A 12,804-nucleotide genomic window follows, 5' to 3' on the forward strand; every position below is an offset into this window, starting at 1 on the left:
ACAAGTCTTCAGCACGAGCATGACGGTAGCACGGCTGCGTGCCTTATGCGCTGCGCGCACGCGTCTGTGCGACATGCTAGTGTATCCCAAGGGAAATAAAACATATGCACCCCAGAGCTTCCCAGGCACAAAAGAAAAAAGCATGCACCTGGCGGGGCATGCTTTTTTTGGTGGAGTGGCGGTGCGATCAGTCGCCGTACAGCTTCTGCTTCAGTTCGCGGCGCTGCTGCGCCTCCAGCGACAGGGTCGCGGTAGGGCGGGCGATCAGGCGCGGGATGCCGATCGGCTCGCCGGTTTCTTCGCACCAGCCGTACTCGCCGTTTTCGATGGCCTGCAGCGATTGCTGGACCTTCTTGAGCAGCTTGCGTTCGCGGTCGCGGGTGCGCAGTTCCAGCGCGTGTTCTTCTTCGATGGTCGCGCGGTCGGCCGGGTCGGGTACCAGCACGGTTTCGCGCAGGTGTTCCGTGGTCTCGCCGGCATTCTTGAGCAGCTCCTTTTCGAGCTCCTGCAGGCGGTTGCGGAAGAACGCCAGCTGTGCCGGATTCATGTAGTCGTCGTCGCTCATCGCCCGAATTTCTTCTTCCGTCAGAAGGCGTTCTTCGAGCTGCGCGGCGGTATTCGGTTTCGTTGTTTTAGTCATGATGCCTTCGATACGACAGAGGTTTTCATTTTAGCAGCAAACTCAGCATTAACACCTTTGCAACAGGTGCATGCAAGGGCCGCTGCCCGGACGGCGACCGCCGTCCTTCACTGCCTGTCCCGGCCCGGCATGTAGCCGGCGGGCGGGACGCTGCCCGGATGCGCCGGCGTGGCAGCGCTGGCGCCCGGCCTGCCAACTGTCGTGGCAGGTCGTCAGGCGGGCCCGGACGTGCCCGCAAAACTGATGTAGTTTATACCAAACACTGTTCGAGTCCGCGGATAAATACGTCTTTTGGTAAATTTTTACCAATAAACACCATTTTACTGCCACGCGTTTCGGCTTCGCCCCACTTTGCGCCCAGGTCGCTGCCCATGATTTGATGCACGCCCTGGAACACGACCTTGCGGTCGGCCCCCTGCATCGACAGCACACCCTTGTAGCGCAGCATTTGCGGACCGAAGACTTGCACCATGCTGCCCAGGAACTGGTCGAGGCGTTCCGGGTCGAAGGCGCGCTCGCTCTTGAAGACAAAGGCGGCGATGTCGTCGGTATGGTGGCTATGGTGGTGGTCGTGGTGCTGGCAGGCCTCGCCGTGGGCATGGTCATGGCCGCAGTGTTCGCCATGCTCGTGAGTATGGTCGTGCTCGTGGTCATGGCCTTCTTCGGCACGCAGGAAGTCAGGATCCAGTTCCAGCTTGTCGTTCAGGTTGAAGCCGCGCAGGTCCAGCACTTCCGAGATCGGCGCGCGGCCGAAGTCGCTGGTCGAGATCGGCGCACGCGGGTTGATGCGGTGCAGGCGCGACCTCAGGGCATCCACGGCGGCGGCGTCGACCAGGTCGGTCTTGGACAGCAAAATCTTGTCGGCGAAGCCGACCTGGCGCTGGGCTTCCTCGTGGCGGTCCAGCTGGTCCATCGCATGGCGTGCATCGACCACGGTCACGACCGCATCGAGCATGTAGTTGGCGCCCACTTCTTCGTCCACGAAGAAGGTCTGCGCCACCGGGCCCGGATTGGCCAGGCCGGTGGTTTCGATCACGACGCGGTCGAAATGGATCTCGCCGGCCGCGCGCTTCTGGGCCAGGTTGTTCAGCGCCACGATCAGGTCGCCACGTACGGTGCAGCAGATGCAGCCGTTGTTCATCTCGACGATCTGCTCGCCGGTATCGCGCACCAGGATGTCGTTGTCGATGTTTTCCTGGCCGAATTCGTTCTCGATGACCGCGATTTTCAGCCCGTGCGCCTCATGCAGGATGCGCTTGAGGAGGGTGGTCTTGCCTGCGCCGAGAAAGCCGGTGAGGATGGTGCTTGGGATGGGTTCCATGTTCGCTTTGCTGTCGGTTGCGCCCGCATCACGGGGAAAAGAATCGGGCGATTATGCCGGATTTCGTGCAAGATCACCATCAACCGTGCAGCGTCTTGACACCGGTCATACCAGTACGTGTTACGGCCTGCTGAGCTTATTTGGACTTCGCCCGCGGATGCGCTTTGTCGTAGACCGCTGCCAGATGCTGGAAATCAAGTGCCGTGTAGATTTGAGTCGAGGTGATGCTGGCGTGCCCGAGCAATTCCTGTACCGCACGCAAGTCGCCCGACGATTGCAGCACATGCGAGGCGAACGAATGGCGCAGCACGTGCGGATGAACGTGTACCGGCGTGCCTGCGCGCAGCGCATGCGCCTTCAGGCGGCTTTGCACGACGCGCGGCGTGATGCGCGCGCCGCGTGCCGACAGGAACAACGCGGTGCTGCCGTCGCGGGCGGCGGGCCGCACGGCCAGCCAGGCCGACAGCGCGCTGCGCGCCGGCCCGCCGACGGGCACGCGCCGCATGCGCTTGCCCTTGCCGGTCACGACCACTTCGCCGGCTTGCAGATCCAGCCAGCCGAGCGAGGCGGCAGTGCCGTCGCCGCCTTCCGTATAGACCATGTCGAGTCCGACGAGTTCCGATACCCGCAGGCCGCTCGAGTACAGCAGCTCGAACATCGCGCGGTCGCACAGCTCGGCCGGTTCGGGATGGCCGTGAGCATTGGCTTCCATCAGTTGCACAGCATCGTCGACCGACAAGGCTTTGGGCAGGGTCTTCGGACGGCGCGGCGCGCGCACGCCTTCGGCCGGATTGGCCGGCAAGCTCAGTTGACGCGACAGCCAGTCGTAGAAGCCGCGCCAGCCGGACAGCTTGCGCGCGATCGAGCGCGCCGACTGGCCGCCGGCATGCAGCTTGGCCGCGAAGCGGCGGATGTCGTGGTGGGTGAGCGCCGTCCAGTCTTCGTGGCCGGCAAGCAAGGCGAGTTCCTGCAGGTCGCGGCGGTAGGCCGCGACCGTATGCGGCGACAACTGGCGCTGGGTGGAGAGCTCGCCCAGGTAGCGCGCGGGCCAGTCCGTTGCCGTCATCGCTTGTTCCGGATCAGGGGCGCAGCGAGGCCAGCGCAGTGCTGGCAGTGGTGGCGATGTGGACCAGGAAGTCGGTCGCCATGGTCGCGGTGAAGCGGTCATCGTTCGGTGCACCCAGCACCAGCAGGCCGAAGGTCTTGCCGTCGACGGCCAGCGGCATCAGGACGGTCGAGCGCACTGCGGCCGGATCGTCGAGCCAGCGCACCGCCTCGAAGTCGTTGTTCAGGCCGCAGTAGGGAGCGCGCAGGCTGGACGCGAACAAGCGGGCGTCTTCCGACACCCCACTCGTGAACCAGGCATCGGCGTGCTCGGGCGCCAGGTTCCACAGGCGCAGCGTCACTTGCGGCACCATGAACTCGGTGCCCAGCGCATCGACCAGGTCGCGTGCCATGGCAGCGCCGCCCGCGGACTTGAGCAGGGCCTGGTTCCAGGCGTGGAAGCGGTTGGCGATCGCGTGGTTTTCCTCGGCGCGGCGGGTCAGTTCGGCCAGGCGCAGTTCCAGCTTGCGGTACTTGTCGCGCATGACTTCCATCTGGCGTTCCTGCAGCGAGACGGCGCGGCCGGTCAGCGGGCTCGACAGCTTCACTTCGCCCAGCAGGCCGGCGTGCTCTTCGAAGAATTGCGGGTGGTCGATGAGGTATTGGGCAACGGCGTTGGCGTCGAGCGGTTCGATGGTCATGAAGTCGGAAAGGTGAAATCGCGTAAAAAGTCTGTCCGCCATTTTACCTGACAGCCAACTGGGGACGGACATAAAAAAAGACGCCCCGCAGGGCGTCTTCTCGCTTGGCAAAGCCGCGCGCGTCAGCTGCGCTTAGAAGCGGTGGCGGATGCCGATCTGCAGTGCGCGGCCATCTTCGCCCGGACGCTTGGTGAAGCCGCCCGGATTGCCGCCGGTGCCCGGCGCGTACTGACCGTCGTTCTGGTTCTTGATGAAGGCGGCGACGGTGTACAGGTCGGTGCGCTTCGACAGGAAGTGGTCGTAGCCGATCGCGAACAGGTCGGCGTCGCTGTTCGATGCCAGGCGGTCGTTCTGGTGCGCGTAGGAAGCCATGATGCGGCCGCTGCCCAGCTTGTAGTGCGCGCCGGCCTGGTAGCTGTTGGCGTCCTGCTGGGTGTTGCGGGTGATGTTGGTCACGAAGATATTGCGCAGTCCAGCCTGCTGGGCTGCCGGCAGGCCCATCTGGGCCAGCGCCGGCGCCACGCCGGCGTCCCAGCCGCCGATGTAGTCGACCAGCAGGGCCGAGTTGGTGTTGCGCTGGCTGTGGAAGCCGGCGAAGAACTTCCAGGTGTCGTTCAGGGTGTAGGAGCCGCCCACGGTGGTGGTGCGCAGGCTCGGACGGTTCTGCTGGTCGTAGCCGTGGTTGTAGCCAATGCCGACGTCGAAGCCGTTGGCCTTGTAGGTGATGGCGCCGGCGCGGAACTTGTTGTAGCGGCCGAGGTAGCCCGAGCCCTTCGGACCGTACATGAGCGAGCCACCGATGCCGTTCGGCAGGGCGATGCGGTACTGGATGGCTTCCTGCGAGCGGATGTCCGCGCCCAGTGCGGTGAAGCCGGCGGTGCCGCCGGTCACGTGACCCCAGGTACCGGCCGTGCCCGACTCGAAGGTGTCGGCCATGTTGAAGACTTCATAGCCCGGGGTGTACATGCGGCCGAGCAGGATGGCGCCGACCGGGGTGATCATGCCGACCATCGCGGTGCGGTCGAACAGGGCGCGCTCCTGGTTGACGGCCGGGCCGCCTGGCGGCTGAAGCAGCGACTGGAGACGGCCGCGGATCGTGGCCGGGATCGCATCCATGCCCTTGAGCAGGTAGACACCCGGATTGTCGTTCATCAGGGTCGGCTGCTGGGTGCCGGTGTCGAGTTCGACGCGTGCCTCGAGATTGAAGATGGCCTTGTAACCGTTACCCAGGTCTTCGGTGCCCTTGAAACCGATACGCGAGCCGTCGGCGCCACCGCTGTAGATCTTGGTCGGGCCACCCTTTTGCCACATGACACCGGCATCGGCGATGCCGTAGATCTGCACGCTGGTCTGCGCGAAGGCCGAGGTTGCGAAACAGGTGCCGAGCAGCGCGGCCAGGATACTTTTCTTCATTGCGTCTCCAGTTATATGCGAACGAGCGTTTTCTTACGCTTGCCAATATGCCATTGCTTCCATGCACTGTACAGATTCCCCATGCAGGACTGCGCGGCGTCTTGGCTGGCGTTGCTTAAAAACTACAAAATACGGCAAAACAAAGGGCGGGCATGGTCGCCCATGTCCGCCCCGGGAAGAGCGGGTCGCAGGACCCGCTCTTCGTTCATGTTGCTTAGAACGAGTGGTTGACGCCGACGTCGTAGTGGTTGACGGTCGATGGCGTGATGGTCAGGCCCTTCTTGCGCGACGCATCCACGTACAGGTAGGTACGCTTCGACAGGCTGTATTCGTAGCCGAGCGAGAACTGCTTGACCTTCTCCAGGCCGTCGGTGTCCTTCTGGCCATAACCGGCCAGGAACTTGCCCGGGCCCATGGTGTAGTTGGCGCCCAGCACCCATGCGTTGGTGTTGGCGCTGGCGAAGCGGTTGTGCTCCTGGTCCTGCTTCGAGTACAGGCCCATCAGCTTCAGTTCCGGGGTGGCGGCGAACGATGCGCCGATCGACCAGACTTTCGATTCGATGGCGTTGCGCTCGTAGGCGGCCATGACGGCTGCCGGACCGTTGGTGTAGGTGGCGCTCAGCGAGAACGGATTGGCCGAGGCTTCGGCGCCCACCGGATACTGCGGATTGGCTGCGGTGCCACGGCCGATGACGGCTGCGCCGCCGCTGCTCTCCTTGGTGGCGACCGCTGCGTTCAGCTGGAAGCCGCTGGTGACCGGCGAGTTATACCAGACGCCGTTCGAGAAGCGGCCATTCGAGGAACCCGCCGCATCCAGCGGCTGGGAGGTGTAGCCGGCAACGGCGATATCGGTCCAGAAGCCGACCGGGCTCGGCGTAGCGTGGAAGGGTTCGAAGGCGCCCACGGTCTCGTGGAACGGGGTCAGGCCGCGGCCGATGCGAACCATGCCGAAGTCGCCTTGCAGACCGACGCGGCTCTGGCCCTGGAACAGCGGACGCTGGCTGCCGTTGGCGCCGATTTCATTGGTGCCGGTATCCGGCTCGTAACGCATTTCCAGTTGGAACAGTGCCTTGAGGCCATTGCCCAGCTCTTCGGTGCCCTTGAAGCCGAGGGTATTCGAGGCACGCTTGCCGATGTTCAGGCTCTGGCCGCTGCGCTTGATGAGGCCAGCGTCGATGGTGCCGTAGATTTGTACCGAGGTCTGTGCGTGCGCGGTGCCGGCAGCGAATGCGCCAAGCAGTGCGACGGCCATGAGGGAGTGTTTCATTATTCGTGTTCCTTTTCTTAAGTGAATCTCAGCGATCCCCGGCATCGCGCTCTGAAAGTTGCATGCCCGGATAGCTGTACCTTAAATGCTTGAGTCGTCAAGATTGTCGGTTTTGTCAATTATGACGGGCCGAGTTGGTCGAAAGCCAATAAATCGAATCGTGCTGTTGTATTTTTGAAACGCGTGTCAAAAACATGTAACAAATTGCTTCAAGAAAACAAAGGGACGGGCGCGCTAGAGGGATTTGCGCCGCCTCAAGGAAGGCCGGAATTGGAATTGAGCGGTGCCGGTGACGCCGTAGACTCTGCGTCACACAGAGGTGCGCGCCGACGGCACTTCGGGAATACTTATATATGGCAATCGCGGCCTGGGCCATGCCGGCCTCGCCTGCTGCCATCGTTTCCCCCATCCGTCGCGACCGCACCGGCCGATCCACCCGAACACAAGCAACAATGGCTAACCGCGAAGAACTGGCGATCATCCGCAATGCGCGCGCCGGGCAGGCCGCTGCCCAGCTCGAGTTGGGCAAGCTCTACCTGTTTGGCAGCGTCGGCCTGCCGCAGAGCCTGCCGACGGCGCTGCACTGGCTCGAGCGCGCCGCGCGCCAGGAGTGCCGGCAGGCCTGGCAACTGATCGGCAACCACATCCCCCTTCCGCTTGCGCAAGCCAGCGCCGGCACGCTCGCGCCGTGGTACGAGCGTGCCTACGACGATGGCAGCGTGCATGCCGGGCTCGTGTTTGCCCAACTGGTGCTGGGCGATGGCAGCGCCGGCGCCACATCCGGGGACCCCATGTTCGCCAAGGCCTTGCGCGCCCTCGAAGATGCGGCCCGGGCCGGGTTTCCCGATGCGCAGTGGCTGCTGGCGCGGCGCCGCGATGCGGCATCCTTGCGGCCGGCCGGGGCCGCCGCGGTACAGGCTTGCTCCGCAGTCGCGGCCCAGGGATGGCTGCGTCGCGCCGCCGACGGCGGCGTGGCCGAGGCCCAGTCCGCCGTACTCGGACAAGCCTGGGAGGCCGGACGTTGGGACGACTACCTGGCACGCGCACTGCCGCTGGCGCGCGAGGTGGTGCGCACCGCGGCCAGCCACGAAGGCGTGTATCGCTTGGCCCCCGGCGACATCACCTTGCTGTCGCGCGTGGGGCGCCTGCTCGATGAAGCCGGGAGCATGGGTGCCGGGCACGGGAAGGGCGACAGGCTGCCCCGCCACGGAGCGGCGCCGGAACCTGGCGAGCCCTTGTGCTTCTGGGAGCTCGCGGCTGCCGAACACGACCCCCATGCCCAACTGGCAATGGGACTGCGCTGCGCCCGCATGGGCGTCGACGGCCGCCGTATCGCGACCGGCGGCGGCGCCGCCAACTTCAAGAAGGCGATCCGCTGGCTGACGCTGGCGGGCGAGCAGGGGCTGGCCCAGGCCTGGTATGCCCTGTCACGCATTTACATCAAGCCCGAGTTCTCGCAGCGCAACGTCGCCGATGCCCAGCGCTACCTCGAGCGTGCGGCCGAGATGGGTTACCGCGACGCCCAGCTCGAATGCGGCCACAACGCCTGGCGCGCACGCCGCGAAAACGAAAACAAGGACGTAGCCGCCGTCTACTGGTTACAGAAGGCAGCCGCCCAGGGCAGCGCCGACGCGGTGACGCTGCTGCACAAGATCGCCCCGCGCCAGGCTTCGCCAACCTATGTCGAGACCGGCAAGCTGCTGGGCCGGCACGAGGAAGTGCTGCGCGCGCATCCGCTGCTGCATGGCCGCCTGGAACTGGCGGCGCTGTTCAGCCTGTCGCGCGCGGAAGCGCTCCTGCTCGACGTGCCCGCCGCCGACCAGGGGCACTGCCTGGTGATCGACATTCGCGCCAGCTACGGGCGCAGCAAGCGCCGCCTGGTGCTGGTCGATACGGCGCAAGAGCGCGAGGCGCTCGACCGTATAACGCGCTTGTTCGAAGGAATCGATTGCGGGCCGTCGGGGCCGGAAGGGAATTACCGGCAGCGCTTGTACCGCTTGCGAACGCTGCTGGGTGCGCCTGCAAGGGGCGACGAGGATGGCGAGGGAAGTGCGGAGATCGGACTGGCTGCCTGATCATCTCAGTAGACCTGGCCGCGCAATGCGTAGCAATGCTTGAGGTTTTCTGCCGCACGTTTTCTGCTGCAGCTATCCTGCTGAAGATTACCTGCTGAAAATTACCGGCTGAAGATTACCGGCTCCGTCGCTCCGCCTAAATCTCGACTTCGCCTTCGAACACCGTGACTGCCGGCCCGCTGAGGTAGACCGGCTGGTCCGCACCCGCCCAGGCGACGCTGAGCTCACCGCCACGCGCCGACACGCGCACCGGCGAATCGAGCAGGCCGCGGCGAATGCCTGCCACCACCGCCGCACAGGCTCCGGTACCGCAAGCCAGGGTTTCACCGGCGCCGCGTTCGAACACGCGCAGACGGATGTGGTGGCGGTCCACCACCTGCATGAAGCCGGCGTTGACCTTGTTCGGGAAGCGGGGGTGGGTCTCGATCGCCGGCCCCATCGACTCCACCGCTGCGGTGTCGACGTTCTCGACCACCTGCACCGCGTGCGGATTGCCCATCGAGACCACCGACACGCATTGGGTCTGGCCGCCCACCGGCAGCGGCCAGGTGGTGTCCTCGCCCTCGGCCCGGCCGTCCAGGCCCGCATTGTCGAACGGTAGGTCGGCCGGATCCAGGCGTGGCGCGCCCATGTCCACCGTGACGCTGCCGTCGTCTTCGAGGCGCGGGGCGATGATGCCTTTCATGGTCTCGACGCGAATGCTGCGTTCGCCCGACAGCCCCTTGTCGCTCACAAAACGCGCGAATGCGCGCGCGCCGTTGCCGCATTGCTCGACTTCGCCGCCGTCGCTGTTGAAGATGCGGTAGCGGAAATCAACACCCGGGCTCGTGGGGCGCTCCACCACCAGGATCTGGTCGGCGCCGATGCCGAAGCGGCGGTCGGCCAGCCTGCGCCATTGTTCCGCGCTCAGGTGGACGTCCTGGTGGATGGCGTCGACGACGATGAAGTCGTTGCCCGCGCCGTGCATCTTGGTGAATTTCAGTTTCATGGTGTGTCGGCTGGTTCAGCCTGGCTTGGAGCGCCGGACAATTCGCCCTATGGCCGCGTTGCATCGTCTTGCCCCAGGGATGTCGTCAGGCGCTCTGATTGACTGATTGTTTAATCGTAGAACGACGGTTCGCCCGGCGGCCGGGTCTTGAAACGCTTGTGCGTCCAGAAGTATTCGGCCGGGGCTTCGCGCACGCGATCTTCGATAAAAGCGTTCATGCGGCGGGTCGCTTCGACCATGTCGTCGCCCGGGTAATTCTCCCACGCCGGATAGAAACGCACACGCCAGCCCCGGTAGTTCGGCAGGTAGGTGGCCACCACCGGGATCACCTTGGCGCCGGTGGTCGCGGCAATCCGGCCCAGGGCGGTGAGGGTGGCGGCCGGGATGCCGAAGAAGGGAACGAATTCGGCATCCTTCTCGCCGAAATCCATGTCCGGCAGCATGAAGTAGGGCAGGCCGTCGCGCAGCGCGCGCAGGATCGGCTTGATGCCTTCCTTGCGCGTCACCAGGCGCACCGGGCCGTAGCGTTCGCGGCCGTGGCGCAGCAGCTTGTCGAACGCTTCGTTCTTTTGCGGCACATACATGCTGCACACTGGGATCACGCGCGACGCGACGCCGGCCACGTCGAGGCAGACGAAGTGCGGGCACAGCAGGATGGTCGGGCCGGCTTCCATCTCGGCCTGCGGCACCGCCGGTTCCACCTGGATATAGCTGCGCACGCGCGCTTCCGGCGCCCACCACAGGATCGAGCGCTCGAAGATGCTGCGCGCATAGGCGCGGAAATGCTGTTTGGCGATGGCCTGGCGCTCGGCCTCGAGCTTCTCGGGCATGCACAGGCGCAGGTTGGTCAGGGTGATGCGGCGCCGTTTGCCCATGATTAGGAACATCAGGCTGCCGACCGTTTCGCCGAGGCGGCCGAGGATGGGCAGCGGCAGGAAGTGCAGCAGCCACATGATACCGAGCAGGAGCCTCATGCCGCGGCCTCGCTTTCCGGACCGCTCACGCCTTCCGGCTGTTTGTAGCGGTTGTAGCTCCAGAAGTACTGCGCCGGGCAGCGCTTGATCAACTGCTCCATGGCGCGGTTGATGGCCGCCGCCTGGTCCGCGGCGCTGCCTTCCAGGCTGCCCTCGAAGGGCACGAAGCGCACCACGTAGCCGCGGCCGCGCGGCAGGCGCTCGGCGTAGACCAGCAGGATGTCGGCCTTGCCCAGCTGCGCCAGCTTGGCGGGCAGGGTCATGGTGTAGGCGCTGCGGCCGAACCACGGCGCCCAGACGCCTTCGCCTTCCTGCGGCACCTGGTCGGGCAGCAGGCCGATCGGCTCGCCGCTTTTGAGCGTCTTGGCCAGGATGCGCACGCCAGACAGGGTGGCCGGCGCCAGTTTCAGGTTGTGGCGCGCACGAGCACCCTCGACCAGGGGTTTCAGTGCGCTCTTGCGCGGCGGGCGGTACATGACGGTCAGCGCCGTCTGCAGCGCGATCTGCTGGGCCGTCATCTCGAAGCAGCCCAGGTGCGGGGTCAGGAACACGATGCCGCGGCCGGCGTCCAGCCGCGCCTGCACCAGTTCCCAGTTCTCGACGCTGGCGTGGCGCGCCACGCGCCTGGGATCGGCGCACCAGACGAAGGCCAGCTCGATGATGGCCTTGCCGGCTTCGGCGACGGCGGCGTTCAGGTGCCGTTCATAGCCGGCCTGGGCCAGGTTGGCGCGCAGGCGGCGGCGATAGGAGCCCGACAGCAAATAGACGAGCCAGCCGAGGCCAGCGCCGAGAGCATGCAAAAACGGCAATGGGAATACCGATAGTGCACGGAATAAAGAAACTAACATGCGATTGACCAGGGTTGAAAGAAGGGGTCGTGGTAGAGCAAAATTCTCGAAGGAAGCGTAAAATACCACTTTATGCAGGATCCGCCGAGTTAATAGACAACTTGCGAAGCGGAATATAAATGTCGCTAAAGCGTCGCAGGCACCCGTTGCTGCGGCATCTTGTTCAACAACAGCGCAACACTCAGCAGTAACTGGAGCCCACATGTCCAACGACTACCTCTTCACTTCCGAATCGGTTTCGGAAGGCCATCCCGACAAAGTCGCCGATCAAATTTCCGACAGCATCCTCGACGCCATCTTCGAGCAGGATCCGCACGCGCGCGTCGCAGCCGAAACCCTGTGCAACACCGGCCTGGTGGTGCTGGCGGGTGAAATCACCACCCACGCCAACGTCGACTACATCCAGGTGGCGCGCAATACCATCAAGCGCATCGGCTACGACAACACCGATTTCGGCATCGACTACAAAGGCTGCGCCGTGCTGGTCGCCTACGACAAGCAGTCGCCGGACATCGCCCAGGGCGTGGACGAAGGCGCGGGCCTGGATCTCGACCAGGGCGCCGGCGACCAGGGCCTGATGTTCGGCTATGCCTGCGACGAGACCCCGGAACTGATGCCGGCCGCTATCTACTATGCGCACCGCCTGGTCGAGCGCCAGTCGCAGCTGCGCAAGGACGGCCGCCTGCCATGGCTGCGCCCGGACGCCAAGTCGCAGGTCACCCTGCGCTACGTCGACGGCCGCCCGGTGGCGGTCAACACCGTGGTGCTGTCGACCCAGCACGCGCCGGAAGTCTCGCATTCGCAGATCGAAGAAGCGGTCATCGAAGAGATCATCAAGCCGATCCTGCCGCGCGAGTGGCTGGAGGGCACCAAGTTCCTGGTCAACCCGACCGGCCGCTTCGTCATCGGCGGCCCGCAGGGCGACTGCGGCCTGACCGGCCGCAAGATCATCGTCGATACCTACGGCGGCGCGGCCCCGCACGGCGGCGGCGCGTTCTCGGGCAAGGATCCTTCCAAGGTCGACCGTTCGGCAGCCTACGCCGCGCGCTACGTCGCCAAGAACGTCGTAGCCGCCGGCCTGGCGCGCCAGTGCCAGGTGCAGGTCAGCTACGCGATCGGCGTGGCTCGTCCGATCAACATCACCGTGTACACTGAAGGTACCGGCGTCATCTCCGACGAGAAGATCGCCCAGCTGGTGATGGAGCACTTCGACCTGCGCCCGAAAGGCATCGTGCAGATGCTCGACCTGCTGCGCCCGATCTACGCCAAGACCGCGGCCTACGGCCACTTCGGCCGCGAAGAGCCGGAGTTCACCTGGGAGCGCACCGACAAGGCGGCGCTGCTGCGCGCCGAAGCCGGACTGTCCTGATTTTCTCCAACCCGCCCGGAAGCCGGGCGGGGCAGGGAGCAAGGGTGGCGGCCCACCAGGCCGCCACTCGTGGTAAACTCACCCGTTCCGAGGAGCGTTGCGACGAAGAGATTCCTCTTTGCCAGGCTCGGATATCAGCAACTGCGCTCACGTTACTTTTTTCA

Annotated in this window: 11 protein-coding genes and 1 riboswitch; of the genes, 2 read left to right on the plus strand and 9 right to left on the minus strand. The window is 64.9% G+C overall.

Features of this window, described 5'->3' with window-relative positions; all coding sequences use genetic code 11:
* Positions 1-187: 187 nt before the first annotated feature.
* From dksA to IM543_02425, 6 genes are all read right to left on the minus strand, one after another.
* The gene (gene dksA, locus IM543_02400) at positions 188-640 is read right to left on the minus strand and encodes an RNA polymerase-binding protein DksA (protein ID QOY94782.1); all 453 of its coding nucleotides are present in this window, start codon (positions 638-640) and stop codon (positions 188-190) included.
* 250 nt (positions 641-890) lie between these two features.
* Complete coding sequence (locus IM543_02405; protein QOY94783.1) at positions 891-1,961, minus strand: GTP-binding protein; 1,071 nt, start codon at positions 1,959-1,961, stop codon at positions 891-893.
* 136 nt (positions 1,962-2,097) lie between these two features.
* Positions 2,098-3,027, minus strand: a complete 930-nt coding sequence (xerC, locus tag IM543_02410; protein ID QOY94784.1) for a tyrosine recombinase XerC — start codon at positions 3,025-3,027, stop codon at positions 2,098-2,100.
* 13 nt (positions 3,028-3,040) lie between these two features.
* On the minus strand, positions 3,041-3,706 hold the full coding sequence (locus tag IM543_02415) for a DUF484 family protein (GenBank protein ID QOY94785.1): 666 nt from the start codon (positions 3,704-3,706) through the stop codon (positions 3,041-3,043).
* A 132-nt stretch (positions 3,707-3,838) separates the two neighbouring features.
* A complete protein-coding gene (locus IM543_02420) occupies positions 3,839-5,119 on the minus strand; it encodes a porin (GenBank protein ID QOY94786.1) in 1,281 nt (426 codons plus the stop codon).
* 214 nt (positions 5,120-5,333) lie between these two features.
* Positions 5,334-6,386, minus strand: a complete 1,053-nt coding sequence (locus tag IM543_02425) for a porin (GenBank protein ID QOY94787.1) — start codon at positions 6,384-6,386, stop codon at positions 5,334-5,336.
* A 452-nt stretch (positions 6,387-6,838) separates the two neighbouring features.
* Here IM543_02425 and IM543_02430 point away from each other — a divergent pair, with 452 nt between their 5' ends.
* The gene (locus IM543_02430; protein ID QOY94788.1) at positions 6,839-8,461 is read left to right on the plus strand and encodes an SEL1-like repeat protein; all 1,623 of its coding nucleotides are present in this window, start codon (positions 6,839-6,841) and stop codon (positions 8,459-8,461) included.
* A gap of 136 nt (positions 8,462-8,597) precedes the next feature.
* On the opposite strand, the gene dapF is transcribed toward IM543_02430, so the two are convergent.
* From dapF to IM543_02445, 3 genes are all read right to left on the minus strand, one after another.
* Positions 8,598-9,449 (minus strand): diaminopimelate epimerase, encoded by an 852-nt coding sequence (gene dapF, locus IM543_02435; protein ID QOY94789.1) that lies wholly within the window; start codon positions 9,447-9,449, stop codon positions 8,598-8,600.
* A 110-nt stretch (positions 9,450-9,559) separates the two neighbouring features.
* The gene (locus IM543_02440) at positions 9,560-10,423 is read right to left on the minus strand and encodes a lipid A biosynthesis acyltransferase (GenBank protein ID QOY94790.1); all 864 of its coding nucleotides are present in this window, start codon (positions 10,421-10,423) and stop codon (positions 9,560-9,562) included.
* Positions 10,420-11,271 (minus strand): lysophospholipid acyltransferase family protein, encoded by an 852-nt coding sequence (locus tag IM543_02445; GenBank protein QOY94791.1) that lies wholly within the window; start codon positions 11,269-11,271, stop codon positions 10,420-10,422. The genes IM543_02440 and IM543_02445 overlap by 4 nt, the downstream gene beginning before the upstream one ends.
* A 202-nt stretch (positions 11,272-11,473) precedes the next feature.
* Here IM543_02445 and IM543_02450 point away from each other — a divergent pair, with 202 nt between their 5' ends.
* On the plus strand, positions 11,474-12,640 hold the full coding sequence (locus tag IM543_02450) for a methionine adenosyltransferase (protein QOY94792.1): 1,167 nt from the start codon (positions 11,474-11,476) through the stop codon (positions 12,638-12,640).
* Between the two features lie 83 nt (positions 12,641-12,723).
* A riboswitch (S-adenosyl-L-homocysteine riboswitch) is annotated at positions 12,724-12,796 on the plus strand.
* The last annotated feature ends 8 nt before the right edge of the window (positions 12,797-12,804 follow it).

This window comes from Massilia sp. UMI-21 (assembly GCA_015277795.1).
GTDB lineage: Bacteria > Pseudomonadota > Gammaproteobacteria > Burkholderiales > Burkholderiaceae_D > Telluria.